This is a genomic window from Hyalangium gracile (assembly GCF_020103725.1).
In the GTDB taxonomy this organism is placed as follows: Bacteria; Myxococcota; Myxococcia; order Myxococcales; family Myxococcaceae; genus Hyalangium; species Hyalangium gracile.
In genome coordinates this window covers 66,370-87,228 of sequence record NZ_JAHXBG010000026.1, presented here as the reverse complement: position 1 = coordinate 87,228, position 20,859 = coordinate 66,370, and the positions used below count along the sequence as shown (strand labels likewise).

The following is a 20,859-nucleotide window of genomic DNA, read 5'->3' as shown; positions in this document are numbered from 1 at the left end:
AGCCACGCCCGAAGGTTGGGGAGTCTCTACTCGCCGGCCCCCTATTCTCCGCGACCAGGGGGATGCGGTAGCGTGCCCGACCCATGCGCCACTGGTGGTGGTTGTGCCTGCTGCCCGCCCTGTGCTGGGGGGAGCCACTGAAGCTCGCCGTCCCGAGCCTGTCCGTGGTGGACGTGGAGGCGCAGCGGGCCTCGTTCCTGGCCGAGCACCTGGCGCAGGAGCTCTCGGACCAGGGAGCCCAGGTGGTGAGCGCGCAGGATCTCACCGTGATGCTGGGCCTGGACCGACAGCGGCAGCTGATGGGCTGCACCGGCGGCAAGTGCGTCACCGAGCTGACCAGCGCGCTGGGCGTGGACTGCCTGGTGACGGGCAACGTCGCCCGCGTGTCGGGGGAGCGCTTCCAGCTCAACCTGCGCATGCTCGACGCGACCACGGGCCAGCGCGTGCGGACCTATACGAAGCGCGTGGCGGGCTTCGAGGCGCTGCTCGACGAGATGTCGAGGGCGGCCAGGGTGCTGGTGACGGCGGGCAACAAGAAGTTCGGGCGGACCTCGTCGCCCCAGGCACCGGCTCCCGGCCCGCGCGTGACGCCTCCGGGGCCCGGCCCCGCTCCCGCGCCCGTCGTCGAGGCGCCCCCTCCCGAGCCTGTCCCTGAGCCGCCGGCACCGGGGCCTGTGCTTGCTCCGGCGCCCACCGTGGTGAGCACCCGGGAGCCACGCAAGGAGAACTCGATACGGCGCTGGGCGTGGATCCCCGTGGCCGCGGGAGGGGTGGCGCTGGGGACGGGGGTCTTCTTCTTCCTGGGCTCGGACGCGAAGTACAAGGAATTGACCGACGGCACGACGCGCTCGACGCGAGAGGCCGCGCAGATCCGCGACTCCGGCAAGAGCCAGCAGACCGTGGCGCGGATCGGCCTGAGCGTGGGGACGACGCTGTTGATCACGGGGGGAGCCATGCACCTGTTCAGCGGTTCGGACTCGGTGGAGCCACAGGTATCAGTGGGCCAGGACCACGTCTCCGTCGGATTCGCGGGAGAGCTGCCATGGTGACTCCGAGTGTCCTCAAGCGCACCGGACTGGGCGTCGTGGTCTTCGTGCTGGCCTACGCCAGCTGCCGCGACTTCGACGAGGCCTACTACGACGTCTGCGTCACGCAGGGGAACTGCTACGACGAAGATGCCGGGACGGATGGTGGCACCACGCCTGTCGGTGACGCCGGGACGGATGGCGGCACTCCTCCAGGTCCAGACGGAGGCACTGTCGTCGACGCGGGTCCCATTCCCGATGCGGGTCCCACTCCCGATGCGGGGCCCGTTCCCGACGCGGGTCCTTTCCCTGACGCCGGCCCTGTTCCCGACGCTGGCCCCACTCCCGACGCTGGCCCCACTCCTGACGGTGGCCCTCCCGACGGCGGTCCAGACGCGGGGCCCGACGGAGGTCCCGTCACTCGGACCGACGCGGGGGACATCCAGACGGGAGACGCGAGGCCGCCCGAGGCAGGAACCCTCGTGGAAGAGATCGGCGTCGACGAGTGCGCCGCCGGCCTGTGCCTGCGCCACCAGTATGTCCTGAGCGGTCCCTACGAATTCCAGGGACTCTGGGGCAGCAACGCTGACGACATCTTCCTCGCGGCCCGCGCGCTGCCCGAGGCGCAGGCCGATGCGCAGGTGGTGCGCTTCAGCGACGGCCACTTCTCCGAGAGCACCGTGGACCTGCCGGGCTTCCAGCCCTTCCGGCTCCAGGGCACCGACTCCACCAACGTCTGGGCCATCAACGAGCTCCCCGCCATGGGGCCTTGCTGGCTCGGCACCGCGACGTTCGCCGGAGGCCCGGCGCAGCCGCTGCTGCACTGCCCCTCGCCGGTGTTCCGCTTCGATGGACGGAGCTGGGCGCCCGTGGGCTACGCGACGAACGGGTGGACCACCATCGAACCTCCGGCGCTCTACACCGGGCCTGACGCCACCTGGGTGGCGAGCAGCGGCGACGGCGTGCTGCGGTGGACCGGGACCATGTGGCAGCACGAGCCCGAGAGCATGGGCGCGCGGGATCGGCTCTCCGCCCTGTGGGGAGACAGCTCCGGGCCGCGGCTCGCGGTGGGGAGCGATGGCCACCAGCGCGGAGTGTTCCGGCAGCGCGCTCGCTGGGGCTCCTGGGCCCGCTCCCAGAGCCTCGCGAGCCAGCCCTTCGTCGCCATCGCCGGTCCCCACGAGAAGCACCTCTACGCGGCCACCGCCTCCGAGGTGCTGCGCTGGATGCCAGGAGACTGGTGGCGCTCCGAGCTGGCCGTCCCGGCGCTCCACGGACAGGCTCCGGCCGTGCAGGACATCTGGGTCAGCCCGGATGGCAATGACGTGTGGGTCACCCTCGGCACGTCCTACGTCCTGCGCAAGCACGGCGAGCAGTGGAGCGTGGTCCATCTGCCCGTCAGGCCGGGCTTCTCGGCCCTCCAGGTCGAGGGCTTCGACACGCCCGCCGGAGACCTGTGGATCACCGGCACCTGGTCCTCTGGCGCCTCCTTCGGGACGATCGCGTACCACTACGAGCGGCAGCAGCCGTAACATGTCCCCCCACCGCGCTGGCGCTCTCCATCGCGGCCTTGCTCACCTGGGGGACCCTGCCATGCTCGCCGGACGGATGATGGATTTCCCGCTCACCCTCACCCACTTCCTGGAGAGGGCGCGGACCTTCTATGGACGCTCCGAGATCGTCAGCCGGCGACCGGACCGCTCGCTCCACCGCTATACCTACGCGGACTTCTATCGCCGCGCGTGTCGGCTCGCGGGGGCGCTGAAGCGGCTCGGGGTGAAGCCGGGGGACCGCGTCGCCTCGCTCTGCTGGAACCACCACCAGCACCTGGAGCTCTACTTCGCCGTGCCGGCCATGGGCGCGGTGCTCCACACGCTCAACCTGCGCCTGCACCCGAATGACCTCGGCTACATCGCCCGTCACGCCGAGGACCGGGTCATCGTGGTGGACCGCTCGCTGCTGCCGCTGTTCGAGAAGTTCGCGGGCGCGGTGCCCTCCATCGAGCGCGTCATCGTCGTCCCGGATGACGGGCCTGTCCCGAGCGGCCGGCTCGACTACGAGCAGCTGCTGGCGCCCGAGGCGGACAGCTTCGACTTCCCGGAGTTGGAGGAGCGCACCGCGGCGATGCTCTGCTACACCTCCGGCACCACCGGCAACCCCAAGGGCGTCCTCTTCAGCCACCGCTCCACGGTGCTGCACACGCTGGCCTCATGCACGGCGGACGTGCTGGGCGTGTGCGAGGCGGACACGGTGCTGCCCGTGGTGCCCATGTTCCACGCGGCGGCCTGGGGCCTGCCCTACGACGCGGTGGCCACGGGCGCGAAGATCGTCATGCCCGGGCCGCACCTGGATCCCACCTCGCTGCTGGATCTGATGGCCCAGGAGCGGGTGACCGTCGCGGGCGGAGTGCCCACCATCTGGATCGGCATCCTGGCGCTGCTGGATCAAGAGCCGAAGCGGTGGGATCTCAGCGCGATGCGCACCATGGCCATCGGTGGATCGGCGGCGCCGCCGGCGATGATCGACGGCTTCCGGAAGCGGCATGGCCTGGTGGTGACGCACGCGTGGGGCATGAGCGAGCTCAACCCGGTGGGGACGCTCGCGCGGCTCAAGCGGCACCACGCGGACGCGGACGACGCGACGAAGCTGTCGGTGCGCGCCTCGCAGGGCTTCCCGCTGCCCTTCGTCGAGCAGCGCCACGTGAGCGACACGGGACAGGTGCTCCCCTGGGACGGCTCGACGATGGGCGAGTTGGAGGTGCGCGGGCCGTGGGTGGCCTCGTCGTACTACGGCGACGAGGGCAAGGACCGCTTCACGAAGGACGGCTGGTTCAAGACGGGAGACGTCGTCACGATCGATCCCGACGGGTACCTGCGAATCACCGATCGCTCCAAGGATGTCATCAAGTCGGGCGGAGAGTGGATCAGCTCGGTGGCGCTGGAGAACGCGCTGATGGCGCACCCGGCGGTGCTCGAGGCGGCGGTGTTCGCGGGGCGGCACCCGAAGTGGGACGAGCGCCCGCTGGCGGCGGTGGTGTTCAAGCAAGGCAAGTCCGCGACGAAGGAGGAGCTGGCGGCGCACCTGGAGAAGCACTTCGCCAGCTACTGGCTGCCGGACGCGTACCTCTTCGTGCAGCAGATCCCGCGCACGTCCACGGGCAAGTTCCTGAAGACGAAGCTGCGCGAGGAGTACGGCGACTACCTGCTGAAGCACCCACAGGAGTAGGCTGGAGCCATGTCCACGCTGATCGACCGCGCGGGGCTCTCATCGGAGCGGCTGGCGGCACTGAAGGCCGAGCTGGCGAACCTGACGATCCTCCAGGACGTCATCCGGTGGGGCTTCGCGCAGACGCCGCCGAGCGACGTGGCGGACGTCGTCATCCAGGACGAGTTCACGCACGACGTGGTCCTCCCCTGGCGGGAGGTGTTCCTGGTGTTCGACACCACCTGACTGGGCGGCGTGAACGGGGTCTCCGTGTGGGACCACAAGCCAACGGCGGATGAGATGCTGGATGCCCGGCTGGCGGGGGGATGGGTGCCAACACCCACCTCCACCCGCGAGGGAGACCAGATCCTGGGGCACGCGGCCTGCCGCGTCCCCACGGTGCGCTGACGCGGCGCTCAGTTGTTGAGCGCGTTCGCGAGGATCCAGGAGCGAATGAGCGTCACCAGGCCCGGGTTGTTGGCGAAGTACTGCGTGTCATCCTGCGGCATCCGGCCGCCACAGCTCGTCCCGGTAATCTTCCGGATCAGCAGCGAGCTGTCGGGCCGGGTGGCCGCCACGCGCCTGAGCGTGCTGCAGCTCGTGCTGTTGGTCGCTCCGTTGATCAGGCTGGAGTAGGACCTCGACGCCGACAGATCCAGCCGCCCACTGGGACTGGTGCCGCTGTGGCACCGGGTGCACTTGTCGTTCCAGATGGCTTGAACGTCCGTGGAGTACCGGGGCACCGTGGCCCTCACGCTGACGGAGCGGGTGACGGAGGCCACGCCGTCGGACACGGTGACCTGCAGGGTGTAGCTGGTGTCCTGGGAGATCTCCGGAGAGCGCCAGCCCGTGGCCGCCGTGCTCGTGCCGGTGAAGGTCCCCACGTTGGCCGTGGGGCTCGTCCTCCACGAGTAGGTCAGCGGATCCCCATCCGGATCGGTGGCCCCGATCGACAGGTCCGCGTTCTTCCCGGCCACCACCGTCCCCGGCGCGGAGATGGCGGCATCCACCGTGGGAGCCCGGTTCGCGGACGCCACGTTCGCCACCTGCAGATCCACCGTGCGCTGAGACGTCCCGCCCCGGTTGTCGGTGACCTTCACCCGCAGCGTGAACGTCGTCGTCGTGGACAGCAGCGGCGCCTTCCACGTGGGCGTCGCGGAGTTTTCGTTGGTGAAGGTGCCCAGGGGGCTGGCGGGAGTCACCTGCGTCCAGGTGTACGTGAGCACATCTCCCGCCTGATCCGTCGCCGTCACCGAGAGGGCCACGTTCTGCCCCTCATTGACGGCGGTGGGGTTCGCGCTCACGGCGGAGAGGATGGGCGGCACGTTCACGCCGACGCTGAAAGGCATCGGCGTGGAGCTGGTGAGGTTGCCCGCGGCATCCTGCGCCGTGGCGACGAGCTGATGGTTACCTTCCGGAGTGTTGCGAGAGTCCCAGTCGCACGAGAACCTGGAGCCCGAGCTCTTGGCCGTTGCATCCGTGCACGCCGGCACGCCGGACACGAAGAACGTCACCTTGGCCACCTGCCCGGACTCGTCCTCGGCGACGGCCTCCAGCGTCGTCTGCCCGGAGAAGGTGGCCCCGGCGGTGATGCCTCCGACGATGTCGATGCGGCTGGGGGCCACCTGATCCCCCGGAGGCGGCAGCTCCTCCTCCGTGCCGCAGCTCAGCACGCCAGCTCCCAGCAGCACCGCCGCGCACACGGCTCGCAGGCCCCAACGTCGACCAACACGGAACTCGCGCATAAGGACTCCTCCCCGAAAGCGAGGACGCCTGTAGCACGTCCTTACCTCCCCAGGCGAATAGGGCTCCTGCCCTCAACCATTTGAGCCCCAACGGAATCACCGCATCGACGCTGTCCCGCGCGATGGCGCACGTCTCCGGATCACCATTTCGTACTGCGTCATCGAGGGGCCAGCCGGAGAGGCCCCCGCCTCCCGGGGCCGTAACTCGGTCTTGCATCCAACCGGCGTTACGTAGTGGAAGAGGCCGCATGAACAACGCCACTGCCCTGTCATCCTCCGAGAGCATCTGGGAGAAGGAGATCCTCCCCCAGCTCGAGCGCTACATCCGCATCCCCAACAAGTCCCCCGCGTTCGAGCCGGACTGGGCGAAGAAGGGCCACATGGAGCAAGCGGTGAAGCTCATCGCCGACTGGGCCCAGTCGCAGGCGGCCCACATCCCCGGCCTCAAGGTGGAGGTGGTGCGGCTGAACAACGAGAAGGGCGAGCCGCGCACGCCGGTCATCTACATGGACATCCCCGGCGAGGGGAAGGACACCGTCCTGCTCTACGGCCACCTGGACAAGCAGCCGGAGATGACGGGCTGGCGCCAGGGCCTGAACCCCTGGGAGCCGGTGCGCGAGGGCGACAAGCTCTTCGGCCGTGGCGGCGCGGATGACGGCTACTCCGCCTTCGCCTCGCTGGCGGCCATCCGCCTGCTCAAGGAGCAGAAGCTGTCCCACGCCCGCTGCGTGGTGCTCATCGAGGCGTGCGAGGAGAGCGGCTCGTACGACTTGCCGGCCTACATCGAGGCCCTGGCGCCGCGCATCGGCCAGCCCTCGCTGGTGGTGTGCCTGGACTCGGGCTGCGCCAACTACGAGCAGCTGTGGATGACGACGAGCCTGCGCGGCCTCATCTCCGGCAACCTGCGCGTGGACATCCTCTCGGAGGGCGTGCACTCGGGCGACGCCAGCGGCATCGTCCCCTCCTCTTTCCGCATCCTGCGCCAGCTGCTGGACCGCGTGGATGACGTGGCCACCGGGCGCGTGCGCGTCGAGGGCCTGCACGTGCAGACTCCCCCCGCCCGCATGGAGCAGGCCAAGGCGGTGGCGAAGGTGCTGGGCCAGGAGGTGTTCGACCGCTTCCCGTGGATGCCGGGCGCCCGGCCGGTGACGAACGACGGCACGGAGCTGATCCTCAACCGCACCTGGCGGCCGGCGCTGTCCATCACCGGCGCGGAGGGGCTGCCGGCGCTGGGGAGCGCGGGCAACGTGCTGCGGCCGTACACCTCGCTGAAGCTGAGCATGCGCATTCCCCCGCGGCTGGATCCGGTGGCGGCCACCAAGGCGCTCAAGGAGGCGCTGGAGAGCAACCCGCCATACGGCGCCAAGGTGACGTTCGAGGGAGAGAAGGCCAGCGCGGGCTGGGACGCGCCTGCGCTGGCGCCGTGGCTGGAGAAGGCCACCGCCGAGGCCAGCCAGGCCTTCTTCGGCAAGCCCTTCATGGCCATGGGCGAGGGCGGCACCATCCCGTTCATGGAGATGCTGGGCAAGCGCTTCCCGGAGGCGCAGTTCCTCATCACCGGCGTGCTGGGGCCGGGCTCCAACGCGCACGGGCCCAACGAGTTCCTGCACATCCCCACGGGCAAGAAGCTCACCGCCTGCGTGGCCAGCGTGGTGGCGGCGCACTTCAAGCGGTAGTCCCACGCCCCGGGCTGGCGCGGAGGAGCGGTCTGGAACCGGCCGCTCCTCCCCAGCCAGAGCGCTACTGCACGGCCGGCCCGGCCTGGACCGGCGGCGCAAGTCCGGGGCCGGGGCCCGTCGCGGGAAGCTCGGGCCTCGCTCCACGCATCAGCTCCACCCGCTCCTTGTGCGTGCGGATGGCCGTGTCCAGGCGCTCGAACTCCGCCTGATCTCCCCGAGCCCGGGCCTCTTCCCGCTGGCGCTCCAGCTGCTCCACGCCCTTCATCGCCAGCTCGGCCGCGCGATTCCTCAGGGAGGACCACTTCTTCTTGAGCTCACCCCGAGCCTCCGGGCTCATGTCCGTCAGCTGCATCGGCGGAGGCACGTTCACCACCGCCACGGGCTCCGAGGCGGGCATCACCGGGATGCTCGGCGGCGGCTCCACCGGCGGCGGCGGCGGCTTGACGGCCACGGGCCGGGGTGCCGGCCTGGGCGGAGCGGGCACGGCAGGCGGCGGGGGCTCCGGTGTCGCCACGGCCACGGGCATCACCATCGGTGGCGGCGCGATGCTCGACGAAGGAACGGTCGGCGCGGGCCACAGCCAGGAACCCAGCACGGCGGCCACGAGCGCCACGGCGCCCAGAATCGGCAAGAGGACGTAGGCAGGGAATCTCATGGAGGAAGCAGCTCCGAAGCTTACTCCCTCCTACTCAAGGAAGAGACACACCGCCAGTAGAAGGAGGGGCCTCGCCCCCGCTCCCCTGCCTGGCTGCTGCCCCCCCTCAGTCCTTCTTGGGCGTCAGCTTGTCCACCACGCCCTTGATGGACAGCGACTGCGCGGAGTTCTTCGCCTGCTCGACGCTGATGTGGGGCGGCAGGGGGGCACATTGGGATCCACGCAGGCCTCGATGACCACGGGCCGATCCAAGGAGAGCGCCTCATCCCACAGCCGGGCGATCTGGTCCGGCCGGTCCATCCGGAGGCCCCTCAGCCCCAGCGACTCCGCGTACCGCGCGGAGGGGAAGTCCGGCAGCTCCTCCGACGCCGTCGGCTTCGGGGCTCCCGCCATCACCCGCTGCTCCCACGTCACCATGTTCAGGTCGCGGTTGTTGAGCACCAGGCTCAGGTCGTCGGAGACGGTCACACTCATGGGCATTCCGCGGACGGAGCGGGAGCTTCAGCTGAAGCTGATCACCCGCCCTGCCCGCAGGAAGGCGCACCCTGGGTCCACGAGGCCTGGCTACCGCCCCCCTGCTCGGATGGCTGGCCCTGCCCGCCTGGCCCGGCTCAGCGCAGGCTCTCCACCCACGCTCGGATGCTCGCCAGGCCGGTGTCGTCGATGGCCTTCGAGGCGATGGGCGGCATCTGCTCCGTCGTCCCGCGGATGGTCATGCGATGCACGATGCAGCTGCCCTCCGGGTTGCCCGCGACGATGCGCTTCGTGACGCCCGGCGTGACGAACTTCTCCACCGGCATGTCCAGGCCCGTCTTCCAGGCCGCGGTGTCCTCGACGTTCACGTCGTTCACCGAGAGCCTCAGGGAGAACGGGTTGTTGAACTCGATGCCCGTGGCGTTGTGGCAGTTGCCGCAGTTGGCGTGCAGGTAGCCGAGCGCCTTGGACGCGACGGCATCCCCAGGCACCTTCAGCACCGCCGGCGCAGTGCTCAGCCGCCCCTCCGCCGCCAGCTTCGCGAGCGTCACCCCGGGCCCGTCGTGGTTGAGCTGCAGGGCGCTGAAGCCCAGCGCCTGCTCGGGCAGGTAGCTGTGGCACGTCTTGCAGTTCTTCGCCGCCGGGATGCTGTGCGCCGTCCCCTGCGCGTTGACGACGCCGTACTGGACGTAGTCCGCGTCCGAGCCATCCGCGCGCCAGGCATAGGCCGCGAGGATGAAGTCCTTGGGCCCCGCCCCGTAGCGAGCGATGAACCGCGTCTCCAGCAGCTTCCCGTCGACGGTGAAGTCCTTCCAGAGCTTCGCTCCCACCGGGAGCACCCAGTGGTCCATGTCACTGGTCTCGATGGGGCACCCGTCCGGCAGCTGGACGTAGCGCGTCTTCACCGCCCCATCGGACCAGAGCGTGTACACCGGCTCGAACTCCCGCACGGTGGGCGCGAGAGTCCGGGTCCGGATGTCCTGGAAGAGCCCCGTCGCCGACAGCGTGGCCGGCACCGCTCCCCCCTCGAGCCCCGTCTGGAGATCCGCGCAGGCCACGTTCTGCTGCGGGAGCGGCGGATCCTCGGAAGTGTCCGAGGAGCACGCCGCCAGCAGGCAGGCCGTCAGCAGGCACGTCAGGGAGTGAGGCAGCTTCGCCCCGGGAGAGGTCCGGCCAGTGGAAGCGACGAGGTTCATCCAGGAGCCCTTCTAGATACCACCCACGACGCACGCGGAGTTCGGCGCCGGTGCCGCGCACACGTTGGAGCTGCAGGTCTGGCAGGCGCCGCACTCGATGTCCTGAGTGCAGGGGGTGCCCACGCACTCCCCATTGGGGTTGCACGTGCCACCGCCCGTCGCGGCGCAGTCGGCGTCCTGGGCGCACCAGCGAGCCGGGTGCTGCGTCTGCTTGTCCGCCGGGCCCGTGCGCGGGGTCTGGTTCTTGGTGTAGACGTAGAGGGCGCGGATGTCGTCCTCGTTCATCTTCCGGAGCGCCTCGGACATCTGCGCCATGGGGTAGACCACCGGCCGGGTGATCGGGCCCTGGGTGTACATGCCGTCGACGATGATCTTCCTGAACTGCTCGTAGGTCATGTCCTTCATGATGCCGTGGGTGGCACCCGTCAGGTTGGCGCTCATGGAGCGCTTGATCTTCACCAGGGCGTCGACTCCGGGAGCCGCATTGTAGACGTTGCCGCCCGTGAGGAACCGCTCCGTGGGGATCTTCGCGGTGACCACGTCGCGCCCCGGGTTGGTGTGGCAGCCATTACAGTCGGAGACGGCATTCGACAGGTAGCTGCCGCGCGCGTACAGCTTCTTGTCGTCGGCGCTGAGGCTGCTGAGCGCCGCGGGATCCGCGAGCGGCTGGAGCGCCAGGCCGAGCTCGATGCTGAGCGGGTCCTCGTCGCTCTCCGCGGGCAGGGGCCGGGAGACCTCGCCGTCGGTGAAGGTGCTGGGGAAGGGCACGGGCCGCAGCGCCGCCGCGGCGCCCTTGATGTCGTTGGGCACCGGGTTGCGGATGGCCGGCACCTTCTTGAGGTACGCGTAGATGGACTTCAGGTCCTCCGTGGACATCCACCGGTAGGTGGACCAGGGCATGACGATGAGCTGCTCCTCGCCGTTGTCGCTCTTGTGGTCCCTGCCTGTGCGCATGGACTCGACGAACTCGGCCTCGGTCAGCTTCATGCCGGTGTCCGGATCCGGCGTGAGGTTGCGCGCGTAGACGACGTCACCCGTGGCGCTGATCGGGAAGGCGCTGCCGCCGCTCAGGTAGGCAATCTGGCCGGAGGGCTGGAGCGTCAGGTGGCACGTGGTGCAGTCGGCCGCCGCGTTCACGATGTAGCTACCGACGCCGATGCGCTCCTTCTCCGCGTTCGTCATGCCGCTGGTGTCGAGCTGGAAGGGGATGATGGCCAGGCCCTTCTCCGCGGTGGCCGTGAGCGGCTTCTCCTCGGGCGGCTTCTGCTCCTCCTCATCATCATCGCAAGCCATGGTGCCGAGCAGCGCGCCGGCCAGGAGCAGCGAGGCATGGGAACGCAACCACCTGCCAGCTCGAAGGGCTCGCAGGCTGCTCGATCGATCATTCTGCACGGTTCTCTCCTCTGTATGGGGGAAGCCCCCGAAGGCACTCCGGACGGCAGCCGCTCCCTCGGTAGCGGCCTCAACGTGCCCTAAGTCCAGACTCGCCTCAAGTCCCCGAATGTCACGAATTGCCTGGACCGAGGGCGCGGGCTGTCACGACTCCTCGTAGGTGGACGGCTTCCAGTACAGCTCGAAGAGGCCCCCCAGGAAGAACTCCCCGAAGCGCGCCACGGCGGAGAGCTGCTCCTGCACGCTCTGGGCTTGGGTCACCCGGAAGGTGGAGACCTGCCGGGCGAAGTCCTCCACGGAGATGCGCAGCACCCCCTTGTAGGCCGGCGGCGCACCGGGACCTTCCCCCCGCCTCACGGTGATGAAGAGGGTGGTGGTGTCCTCCCAGAAGTCGATGCCGGGATTGTCCGTGAGCTGCTTGAAGCCCTCGAGGAAGAAGTGCTCGCCGGACTCGGACAGCAGGTGCAGCCCGTAGCGCAGCTGCTTGTAGCCGGGCCGGTTCGGATCCTCGATGAGCACGTTGAGCGTGCCGCGAGTCACCGTCAGCGGCTTCTGGGACAGCGCCGGCGCCATCACACACCCCGTCACGGCCATGGGGTGCCGCGGGTCCGTCAGCAGGGCGTCCAGGTCCTCCACGAGCACGGTGATGATGAAGCGCAGCTCCGAGGCCCCCGGCCGGTCCGGGTCCGCCGCGGCGCGGTGGTCCTCGTCCACCGCGGAGGAGATGAAGCCGCGCAGGCTCTCGGAGAAGCGCAGCCCCGTGGGCAGCCGAGGCTCCTCCGCGGGCGGCTGCGACGGCGCCGAGTAGTCGATGTGCCACCCGTTCCGCTTCGCCATCCGCGCGGCGAAGCGCTCGGATACGGCGGAGATGGTCAGCAGCGGGTTGGCGCCGATGGAGCGGGGAATGACGGAGGCGTCGCAGACGTAGAGCCCCTCGTGGACGTCGGTGCCCTCCTCGCCCGCGAAGACGCGGCCCTCGTGGTCCACCACGCCGCGCCGTGCATCCTCACCCATGGCGCAGCCGCCCAGCGGGTGGGTGACGAGCAGCGCGTTGTCCAGCAGCCGGGCCCCCACGGGGTTGCGCACGAAGGTGCCGCCCAGCGCCTCCACCGCCTTGCGGATCTTCAGCTCCGCGCGCAGGTAGCCCTCCTGGCGCCCGGCGCCGGGCCACACGGCGCGCAGCCCGTCTCCGTCCAGCTTCAGCTCCCCGCCCCCATCGTCATGCGTCATGGCGAAGAACGTCTGCGTGTTGTGGACGGCCCCGTGGTGCGGGCCGCGGATCAGGCTCTCGGCCACGCGGGCCTGCTCCTGCACGCCGTCGATGAAGCCCTCGTCCGTGTCCTCGCCCATCAGCGGCGCCACCGCGGCCAGGAGCGTGGGCAGGTAGCCGCCGAGCGCCGCGGGGATCCCGCCCTCCTCGATGACCATGCCCTCGTCCAGGTACTCGGTGTCGCGCAGATCGATGACGCTGGTGATGTTGGGGCCCACCGGCTCGGCGTCCTTCTCCGGCTCCTCGCCGTGGGCCACCGCGTTCACCGGCACGTCCAGGTTGTACCCGAACGCCATCACGTCCCCGTTGCCGGAGAAGTGCCTGCCCAGCTCGCCCGACAGGGACAGCCCCGCGGCCCGCGAGCGCAGCAGCAGCTCCGTGCTGCCCAGCGAGCCGGCGGCCAGGATGACGCGGTCGGCGGTGAGGAACTGCAGCGGCGCATCGAACAGCTCGCGCCCCATGCCGATGAGCCGGTAGTACACCCGCCAGTGGCCCTGGCCCCGCTCCAGGTGGTGCACGGCCACCTGGGTGAACAGCTCCGCGCCATGACGCTGCGCGTCAGGCAGGTAGTTCATGTTGACGGTGTTCTTCGCGCCCACGTTGCAGCCGGTGGCGCAGTCTCCGCAGAGGGTGCAGGCGCGCTGGCGGACACCGGCGGCGTTGACGCCCTCCTGGAAGTGGACGGCCAGCGGCAGGGGGTAGAACTTCCCGCCCATGTACTCGGCCGAGCGCCGCAGCGCGTCCATCTTGCGCAGCCGCGGATGCCCCTCGGGGTAGGCGTTGGGGGTGAGCATCCGCTCGGCGTGGGCGAAGCCGTCCTCGATCAGGCCCGGCACGTCCTCGCGAAACGCGGCCGGCCAGCAGTCGTCCTCGAAGATGCGCGGGTCCGGCCGCAACGTGACGCTGGCGTTGATGAGCGAGGTGCCCCCGAGCCCGCAGCCGGAGACGACGGCGAGGTCTCCCAGCAGGTGCAGCGAGAGCAGCCCGGTGGGGGAGCCGACCTTCAGCTTCCCCAGGAACGAGCCTCCGGGGCCCATGAGCTGGGTCTCCCGCAGGAACTGGGCGTTGGTGCGGGGGAACTCTCCCGGCAGCCGCTCCTTCCCGCGCTCGAGCACGCACACCTTCAGCCCCGCGCGGGCCAGCCGTGAAGCGGCGATGGCGCCACCATAGCCAGAGCCCACCACCACGACGGGCCAGTGCCCGCCCAACCTCTCCACAGGAGACGACAGTCGCCGCATCTTGAGTCTTCGTCTTCGCGAGCCGTCAGCGGCTCGTCCACCAGTTCTTGAACTGCTTCCAGGAGATCTTCCCGGTCCGATCAGTGTCGATGATATCGAAGGCGATCATCAATTCCTCATCGGTGATGTTCTGGCCGAGCGCCTCGAGCAGGCGAGCAAACTCGGCCTGTTCGATGGATCCGGTGCGGTTGCGGTCGTACTTCTGGAAGATGTCCAGCAGCTCGTTGCCGGAGCTGGTCAGGTCATCCACCGCGGCGTGCTCGGGGGCCAGGGCCTGGATGCCGGCGGAGGTGGTCTCCACGGTCTCCACGGCGGGCCGCTCGGTCTCCACGAGGGGGCCCGTGGGCTCGTTCGTCTCGGGGGCGGCGGCGGGAGCCTCCTGTGGCGGCTGCGGGCGGGAGGCGGCCTTGCGGGCCTGAGGCGCGGCCTTCCGGGCAGCGGGCTTGCTGGCCTTCCGGGAAGCAGGCTTGCTGGCCTTCCGAGCGGCGGGCTTGCTGGCCGGCTTGCGGGCAGCGGCCTTCCCGGCAGCCTTCGCCGGAGCCTTGCGGGCGCCCTTCTTCGCCGCGGCCTTGCGGGGCGACTTCGCGGCAGCCTTCCGAGCTCCCTGCCTGGTGGATGTGCGCTTCGCGGTCTTCTTCGCGGCAGCGGCCTTCCGAGCCGGCTTCTTCTTCGCCATCGTACTCCCCTCCCAAAGTTGGCCACCCATCGTAGCTGTATGGCCGTGCCAGCGTCAGGGATTCGTCGGCTTGGTGCTTCCGGACGCGTTCCCTCGCCACGCGGCGCGGAGCCCCGAAGGCGGGCCAGCGTCCCTCTTGAAAGCACCCGCTTCCAGTCGATACGCGGGCCCTGGCGGCAGGAGCGCTCGGCCTGGGCGTTGCCCTCGCCCCCCTCCGCGTATCTGCTCGAAAAGCCTGGGGAGACAGGGGCTCCGTCCGCGCCTCCGGAGCATGGCAACCCCCTTGCACAGGGCCCCGGGCAACAAACGAAGAGCCAGCCTGTCCTGCCTCGTGAAGACCGGGGTCGGCAGGTGGCTCGGGAGAGCTCGCGCGTCGTCCGCCTCCCCCCGGAGCGGTGCTGACGCGCGAGAGGCCGCGCGTGAAGGCGGCGTGAGGAAGCTTCGGTGAGGGGTCCAGGGAGCAGCAGCTCTGGACCGTGGGGGCACGCCACGGCCCTGGCGTGCCCCCCCTCACTGGGGCGTTTCTCAGGCCCCGCCGTAGAGGGCTCGGAGGTCCGAGGCCAGCTCGCGCAGCCGGGCCCGGAGCGCCTCGGGAGCCCTCACCTCGACGCCTCGCCCCAGCGCGCAGAGCTGGGAGAGCGCGATGCTCTCCCGCTCGAAGTCGATGGTGACCGTCTTCGTGCCGTCGCGCTCCCGGCGGGACTCTGCGAGCCGTGCCTGGTCCGCCGGCGGGCGGATCTGCCGGAGCGCCTCCTCGCCGTCCGGAGTGAGGCGCAGGGAGACTTCGTAGCTGGCCCGACGCTCGGCGAACTTCGCGCACCACTCCTTCCAGAACGCCGTCAGCTCGAACCCCTCCGGCCGAGTGAACGTCTCGGAGAGCTGGCGCACCCCTTCGATGCGGGTGCCACGAAAGCCGGTGGGCCCCTTCTCGGTGCCCGCCACGAGGTACCAGCGGTCGGCCTTGATGACGAGCCCGTAGGGGTCCACCACGCGGCTGGAGCGCCGCCCGTCGAAGTCGCGGTACTCCATCCGGATACGACGGTCCTGCCACACGGCATCGCGCAGCACGGCGAGGTACGGCACCGGCTCGCGCTCCGGGAACCATGACGACGTGTCCACGTGGAGCCGCTGGCGCGCGTACTCGATGACGGACTGCTGGACGGTGGGGAGTGCCGCGGCGAGCTTCACCAGCCCGCTGCGAAGCGGCGCCGACAGGCCCAGGTCCTCGAGCGCGGAGGGCGTGCTGACCGCGGCGAGCGCGTGGACCTCGGCCCGCGTCAGCCCCGTGAGCTGCGTGCGCCACCCCTCGACGAGCTTCACCCCACCCTTCGGCCCCCGGGTCGCGAACACGGGCACCCCGGAGGCCGAGAGCGCGTCGAGATCTCGATAGATGGTGCGCTCCGAGACCTGCAGCCGCCGGGCGAGCGCTCCCGCCGTCGAGCGCTGCCGGGTCTGCAGGAGCATGAGCAGGCTGATGAGCCGATCCGCGCGCATGTCTTCACCTCTGCTCGGAAGCGTAGCGGAGCAAACATGACACAGGCTGTCAGGAATCGGCAGCTAGGGTGCTTCCACGACCGACGCAGGTGCGCGGTCCAGGAGGAAAGCCATGAAGCCACTCGAAGGACGTATCGCCCTCGTCGCGGGGGCCACGCGGGGCGCGGGACGCGGCATCGCCATGATGCTCGGAGAGAAGGGAGCCACGGTGTACTGCACCGGGCGCAGCGTGCGAGGGAAGCCGGCCTCCGGCCCGAAGCGGCCGGAGACCATCGAGGAGACGGCCGAGCTCGTCACCTCCAAGGGCGGTCGCGGCATCGCGGTGCGGGTGGACCACACCGTCGAGGCCGAGGTCTCCGAGCTGTGCGAGCGCGTGAAGCGCGAGCAGGGCCGCCTCGACGTGCTCGTCAACGACGTCTGGGGCGGAGACGAGCTGGCGGAGTTCGGCCTGCCCTTCTGGAAGCTCGCCCCCGAGAAGGGCCGCCTGATGCTGGACCGCGGCATCTACTCGCACATCCTCACGAGCCGCTACGCGGTCCCCCTGCTGCTCGAGCGCAACCAGGGGCTCATCGTCGAGATCACCGACGGCGACAACTTCGGCTACCGCGGCAACGTCTTCTACGATCTCGTGAAGATGTCGATCATCCGTCTGGCGTTCACCATGGCCTGGGAGCTTCGCCGGCACCCCGCCATCACGACCGTCGCGGTGACGCCGGGCTTCCTCCGCTCCGAGGCCATGCTGGAGCACTTCGGCGTCACGGAGGCGAACTGGCGCGACGGAACGAAGGTGGACCCCAACTTCATCGCCTCGGAGACGCCGTTCTTCGTGGGTCGGGCCGTCGCGGAGCTGGCGGCCGACCCGAACGTCGCCAGGAAGAACGGACGCGTCTTGAGCTCCTGGCAGCTGGCCCGGGAGTACGGCTTCAAGGACGTGGACGGCCGGCAGCCCGACTGGGGCCAGTACTTCACGGAGACCTTCGGCCGCCCCTACCCCGTGGCGGGGGACGCCGAGTACGCGACCTGGTCGAACGGCCCCATCGAGACCGTCTGCGCCGACTGGCCCAAGGAGTGAGGGCGCTCAGCGCTCGGGCTGGGGCTCGGCCATCATCCTGCGGCTGGGGATGGCGGAGTCCTGCTCACGCGGGTAGCCGGAGCCGCCCTGGGCCAGCGCGGCCGACATGAAGAGCACCAGCAGGGGCCGCAACCCATGAGGCACCCAGGTCAGCTCGACGGCCGGAACCTCGCACGCATGGCACGCGCGACAGCCCCTCTCCTCCGCCCAGCGGCAGCAGTGGGTGGAAGACGTGGGCTGGCACCACGGGCCGAGCGCCACCTCGCCCGGCTGGCGTCGCACCTGGCGTGAGCGCCCATGCGGAGCCCCACCCCACTGCGCCTGGGAGTGAAAGAAACGCCGCTGCCCCTGGACCATGTGTCCAAGGTACAACTGCTCTCCGCTGACCCGTTGGGAGTGCGTCGCACAGGATGAAACCCACCATGACTGCCTTTCGGACGACCTCGCGCCCCCTCCTCGCGCTCCTTGCCGCGCTGGGAGTGCTCCAAGCGGAGCCTTCATGGGCCGCGCCCGTGCCCGTGGCCAATGCCAGCTTCGAGACGCTGGGGGGCTCGGGACAGCCCACGGGCTGGTCCTCCTCCGGGCAGGGCCAGGTGAGCGCCACCACCGGCGTGCGCGCCGAGGGCAGCCGGAGCCTCTCCATCCAGAGCCCTCCAGGCGGCGCGGAGACCACCGTCCAGTCCCAGCCCCTGAAGCTCCAGGTGGGCCGCCTCTACCGCCTCAGCGCCTGGGTGCGCACTCGAGGCGTCCAGGCCGACCCCGTGGCGCGCTACCCCACCGCGCTGGGCGCCTGCCTCTCCATGAAGAGCTTCCCCTTCACCAACTGCGCGCCCGCCACCAGCGCCGAGCAGGGTGGCCGCGTCTCGGTGCTGTTCTTCGCCACCCAGAGCACCGATCAGGTCCAGGTGCACCTGGGCCGCAACGGCAAGGCCACCGGCACCGCCTGGTTCGACGACGTGCGCCTGGAGGAGGTGGACGACATCACCGCCTACACCCCGCTGGAGTCCGTGCGCTGGGCCGGCAAGGGCTTCCGCTACGACGAGGGCGGGTGGATCTACGTCCACATCGAGGGCGAGCCGTACGAGCGCGGCCACCAGTTCGGCGAGCTCGTCTCCCAGGAGATCGTCCGCTACATGGAGAAGCTGGGCGTCCAGAAGGACAAGGCGGATGTCGCCAAGGGCTGGGCCCAGGTGCGGCTGCTGACGGACTCGCTCTTCCTGCGCAAGTACGAGCCCGAGTTCCTCGAGGAGATGCGCGGCATCGCCGACGGCGCCAACAAGGCGGGCGCGAAGTTCAAGGACCGGGAGCTGGACCTGCTGGACATCGCCTCGCTGAACTCGGCGGTGGACCTGAGCCAGCTGGAGTCCGCCAACAACGTGACGGCCACCCCGCTGTCGGGCCGCGTCTTCCTCAAGGCCGAGGACGAGGCGGAGCTGGCCGGCAAGGGCGACCACTGCTCCTCCTTCGTGGCCACGAGGTCCGCCACCCCGGATGGCCGCTTCGTCATGGGCCAGCTCTTCATGTGGAACGGCTACACGGGCATCCACTGGGACGTGGTGCTGGACGTGCAGCCCACCCGCGGCCACCGCTTCGTGATGCAGACGTTCCCGGGCGGCATCCACAGCGGCGCGGACTGGTTCATCAACGACGCGGGCATCGTCATCGGCGAGACGACGGTGGGCCAGACGCCCTTCAACGCCAACGGCACGCCCCAGAGCAACCGCATCCGCAAGGCGGCCCAGTACGCCTCCTCCATCGACGAGGTGGCCCGCATCCTCAAGGACCGGAACAACGGGCTCTACACCAACGACTGGACCCTGGCGGACGCCAAGACGGACGAGGGCGCCTGCTTCCTGCTCGGCACGAACAAGTCGCGGATGTGGCGCACCGGGAACAAGAGCGCCGCCGCGGACACCCCGGGCAACCTCAAGGACTTCATCTGGGCCAACAACAACAACCGGGACCTGGAGGTGCGCAAGGAGTACGTGCCCAACCCGAACAACGCCCCGGTGGACCTGGCCTTCAACACCTGGAACCGGGACATCTCCTTCTGGCGCTTCTACGAGCAGTACGGCAAGGGCGGCTTCACCCTGGACGCCGCCATCCGCATGGTCGCCACCAGCCCCATCAGCCGCCCCCATGCGTGCGATGCGAAGCTCACCACCAGCGAGATGACCGAGAAGCTCATGTTCCTGGCGCACTACGGCAAGCCGACCCTGCGCGAGAACATGGTGGGCTCCCGCTTCGTCCCGGACCTCCCCGGCGCCCTGCCCCGCCTGTCCCTGGGCTACACCACCTTCAGCCCGCTCTTCGTCGCGGACAAGCTGAAGGCCGCCCATGCGGCCGCGAAGCCCGAGCCCGAGGTCCAGGCGCCGAAGCGCGATCTCTCGCGCCTGAAGGAGGCCGTGGCCTTCGACGAGAAGCTGCTGTGGGCCAACACCGTGTTCCCCTCGAGCGACGCGGAGAACTGGCTGGTGAGCGGCTCCGCGGCCTACTGGAACCTGCTGAAGGAGCTGCCGGAGGGCACGGACAAGGCGGACAAGGCCTTCGAGCAGCAGCGCGACGCGCTGGCGGACATCAACGCCCGCTACCTCACCATCACCTCGCGCGAGGGAGACGTGGCGGCGGTGGCCGCGCGCACCTCCTATGATCGCTATGGCACCTACCTGGTGCCGCGCATCAAGGGCACCTTCGCGCTGCACCAGCTCCGGCTGCTGCTGGGCAACAAGGCCTTCTCCCAGGTCATGACGGCGGCCCACGAGCGCTTCGCCAGCCGGAACATCACCACCGCGGACTTCATCAAGACGGCCTCCCAGTCCGCGGGGCGGGACTTGAAGCCCTTCATCACCCAGTGGGTGGAGCGCAACGGGCTGCCCCAGCCGCGCATCCAGTCCAGCTTCACCAAGGCCAGGGACGGCTACGACGTGAAGCTGAAGGTGGAGCAGGCGGGCTCGCCCTACCACTTCGTCACCGCCGTGGAGCTGTGGACGGACAAGGCCCGCGTCCTCGAGCGCGTGGAGGTGAAGGGCGCCAGCGACACCTTCACCTTCCACACGGCGGACAAGCCGGTGCGCCTGGTGTTCAACCCGTCCGCGGATCTCCCCGTGCGCCGCGAGCGGCACTACACGCTGCCCCAGATGCTGGAGGAGTGGGAGCGGCTGCTCTTCGTCCACGGCACGGCCCGGCAGGTGGAGTCCGAACGGACCCTGGCCCTGCGCTACCGGGAGGTGGTGGCGGATATGTCGATGGAGGTGCTGCCTCCCCTCAAGCCCGACGCCGAGGTGACGGATCAGGAGCTGGCGGAGCGGGATCTGGTCCTCCTGGGCGGAGCCGAGGACAACGCCCTGGTGGCGCGGCTGGCCGCGGAGAAGAAGCTGCCGGTGGAGCTGGGCCGCCGCTTCTTCCGCTGGCAGGGAAAGACGTATGGCCGCTCGGATGATGGGCTGGCCGTGGCCCTGCCCAACCCCTGGAATCCCCAGCGGGTGCTCTACCTCTACCTGGCCAACAGCGCGATGCAGCTCTGGCACATGACGCACTCCTTCCAGCGCGGAATGCAGAGCTGGGCCCTGTTCCGTGGCCCCGAGGTGAGCTCCAAGGGCTTCCATGATCTGGACTCCCTGGCGCAGGAGCTCCAGGAGGCTCCGCCGCCGGTGGCGGCTCCACCCGCGCGCTGAGCTCCCGGTCTCCCACCATTCCGGCAACGAACCGGGATGTGGTGATAGGAATCACGATCGAGGAA

16 protein-coding genes and 1 pseudogene are annotated in these 20,859 nt (G+C 69.8%); 8 read left to right on the top strand and 9 right to left on the bottom strand.

The window, feature by feature from the left end; all coding sequences use genetic code 11:
• The first annotated feature begins 83 nt into the window (after positions 1-83).
• The 5 genes from KY572_RS37405 to KY572_RS37385 all read left to right on the top strand — a co-directional run bounded on the left by KY572_RS37405 (position 84) and on the right by KY572_RS37385 (position 4,637).
• Complete coding sequence (locus tag KY572_RS37405; RefSeq protein WP_224248501.1) at positions 84-1,049, top strand: DUF2380 domain-containing protein; 966 nt, start codon at positions 84-86, stop codon at positions 1,047-1,049.
• Positions 1,043-2,557, top strand: a complete 1,515-nt coding sequence (locus KY572_RS37400; protein WP_224248500.1) for a hypothetical protein — start codon at positions 1,043-1,045, stop codon at positions 2,555-2,557. The genes KY572_RS37405 and KY572_RS37400 overlap by 7 nt, the downstream gene beginning before the upstream one ends.
• A gap of 61 nt (positions 2,558-2,618) precedes the next feature.
• The gene (locus KY572_RS37395) at positions 2,619-4,250 is read left to right on the top strand and encodes a long-chain fatty acid--CoA ligase (protein ID WP_224248499.1); all 1,632 of its coding nucleotides are present in this window, start codon (positions 2,619-2,621) and stop codon (positions 4,248-4,250) included.
• A gap of 9 nt (positions 4,251-4,259) precedes the next feature.
• On the top strand, positions 4,260-4,475 hold the full coding sequence (locus tag KY572_RS37390; protein WP_224248498.1) for a hypothetical protein: 216 nt from the start codon (positions 4,260-4,262) through the stop codon (positions 4,473-4,475).
• 9 nt (positions 4,476-4,484) lie between these two features.
• Complete coding sequence (locus tag KY572_RS37385; protein ID WP_224248497.1) at positions 4,485-4,637, top strand: hypothetical protein; 153 nt, start codon at positions 4,485-4,487, stop codon at positions 4,635-4,637.
• A gap of 8 nt (positions 4,638-4,645) precedes the next feature.
• Here the strand turns inward: KY572_RS37385 and KY572_RS37380 are convergent, their stop codons facing one another.
• The gene (locus KY572_RS37380) at positions 4,646-5,974 is read right to left on the bottom strand and encodes a PKD domain-containing protein (RefSeq protein WP_224248496.1); all 1,329 of its coding nucleotides are present in this window, start codon (positions 5,972-5,974) and stop codon (positions 4,646-4,648) included.
• A gap of 248 nt (positions 5,975-6,222) precedes the next feature.
• On the opposite strand from KY572_RS37380, the gene KY572_RS37375 reads away from it, so the two are divergent.
• Positions 6,223-7,650 carry a M20 family metallopeptidase gene (locus tag KY572_RS37375; protein ID WP_224248495.1) on the top strand — a complete coding sequence of 476 codons (1,428 nt, stop codon included), beginning with the start codon at positions 6,223-6,225 and terminating at the stop codon, positions 7,648-7,650.
• Between the two features lie 64 nt (positions 7,651-7,714).
• Here KY572_RS37375 and KY572_RS37370 read toward each other — a convergent pair whose 3' ends face one another.
• The 7 genes and pseudogenes from KY572_RS37370 to KY572_RS37340 form a co-directional block, all read right to left on the bottom strand.
• A complete protein-coding gene (locus KY572_RS37370) occupies positions 7,715-8,308 on the bottom strand; it encodes a hypothetical protein (RefSeq protein ID WP_224248494.1) in 594 nt (197 codons plus the stop codon).
• Between the two features lie 106 nt (positions 8,309-8,414).
• Positions 8,415-8,752 (bottom strand): annotated as a pseudogene (locus tag KY572_RS37365) (thiamine pyrophosphate-dependent enzyme); the annotation flags it as partial.
• Between the two features lie 167 nt (positions 8,753-8,919).
• Positions 8,920-9,978 (bottom strand): hypothetical protein, encoded by a 1,059-nt coding sequence (locus KY572_RS37360; protein ID WP_224248493.1) that lies wholly within the window; start codon positions 9,976-9,978, stop codon positions 8,920-8,922.
• A 12-nt stretch (positions 9,979-9,990) separates the two neighbouring features.
• A complete protein-coding gene (locus tag KY572_RS37355; RefSeq protein WP_224248492.1) occupies positions 9,991-11,319 on the bottom strand; it encodes a cytochrome C in 1,329 nt (442 codons plus the stop codon).
• Positions 11,320-11,514: 195 nt separating this feature from the next.
• Positions 11,515-13,878 carry a GMC oxidoreductase gene (locus KY572_RS37350; RefSeq protein WP_224248491.1) on the bottom strand — a complete coding sequence of 788 codons (2,364 nt, stop codon included), beginning with the start codon at positions 13,876-13,878 and terminating at the stop codon, positions 11,515-11,517.
• Positions 13,879-13,903: 25 nt separating this feature from the next.
• Positions 13,904-14,554 carry an EF-hand domain-containing protein gene (locus tag KY572_RS37345; protein ID WP_224248490.1) on the bottom strand — a complete coding sequence of 217 codons (651 nt, stop codon included), beginning with the start codon at positions 14,552-14,554 and terminating at the stop codon, positions 13,904-13,906.
• A 525-nt stretch (positions 14,555-15,079) separates the two neighbouring features.
• Positions 15,080-16,048: a helix-turn-helix transcriptional regulator gene (locus KY572_RS37340; RefSeq protein ID WP_224248489.1), complete on the bottom strand. Its 969-nt coding sequence runs from the start codon at positions 16,046-16,048 to the stop codon at positions 15,080-15,082.
• Positions 16,049-16,160: 112 nt separating this feature from the next.
• On the opposite strand from KY572_RS37340, the gene KY572_RS37335 reads away from it, so the two are divergent.
• The gene (locus KY572_RS37335) at positions 16,161-17,120 is read left to right on the top strand and encodes an SDR family oxidoreductase (RefSeq protein WP_224248488.1); all 960 of its coding nucleotides are present in this window, start codon (positions 16,161-16,163) and stop codon (positions 17,118-17,120) included.
• Between the two features lie 6 nt (positions 17,121-17,126).
• On the opposite strand, the gene KY572_RS37330 is transcribed toward KY572_RS37335, so the two are convergent.
• A complete protein-coding gene (locus KY572_RS37330; RefSeq protein WP_224248487.1) occupies positions 17,127-17,264 on the bottom strand; it encodes a hypothetical protein in 138 nt (45 codons plus the stop codon).
• Positions 17,265-17,542: 278 nt separating this feature from the next.
• On the opposite strand from KY572_RS37330, the gene KY572_RS37325 reads away from it, so the two are divergent.
• Entirely contained in the window at positions 17,543-20,794 is a 3,252-nt protein-coding gene (locus KY572_RS37325; RefSeq protein WP_224248486.1) for a C45 family autoproteolytic acyltransferase/hydolase, read from the top strand.
• The last annotated feature ends 65 nt before the right edge of the window (positions 20,795-20,859 follow it).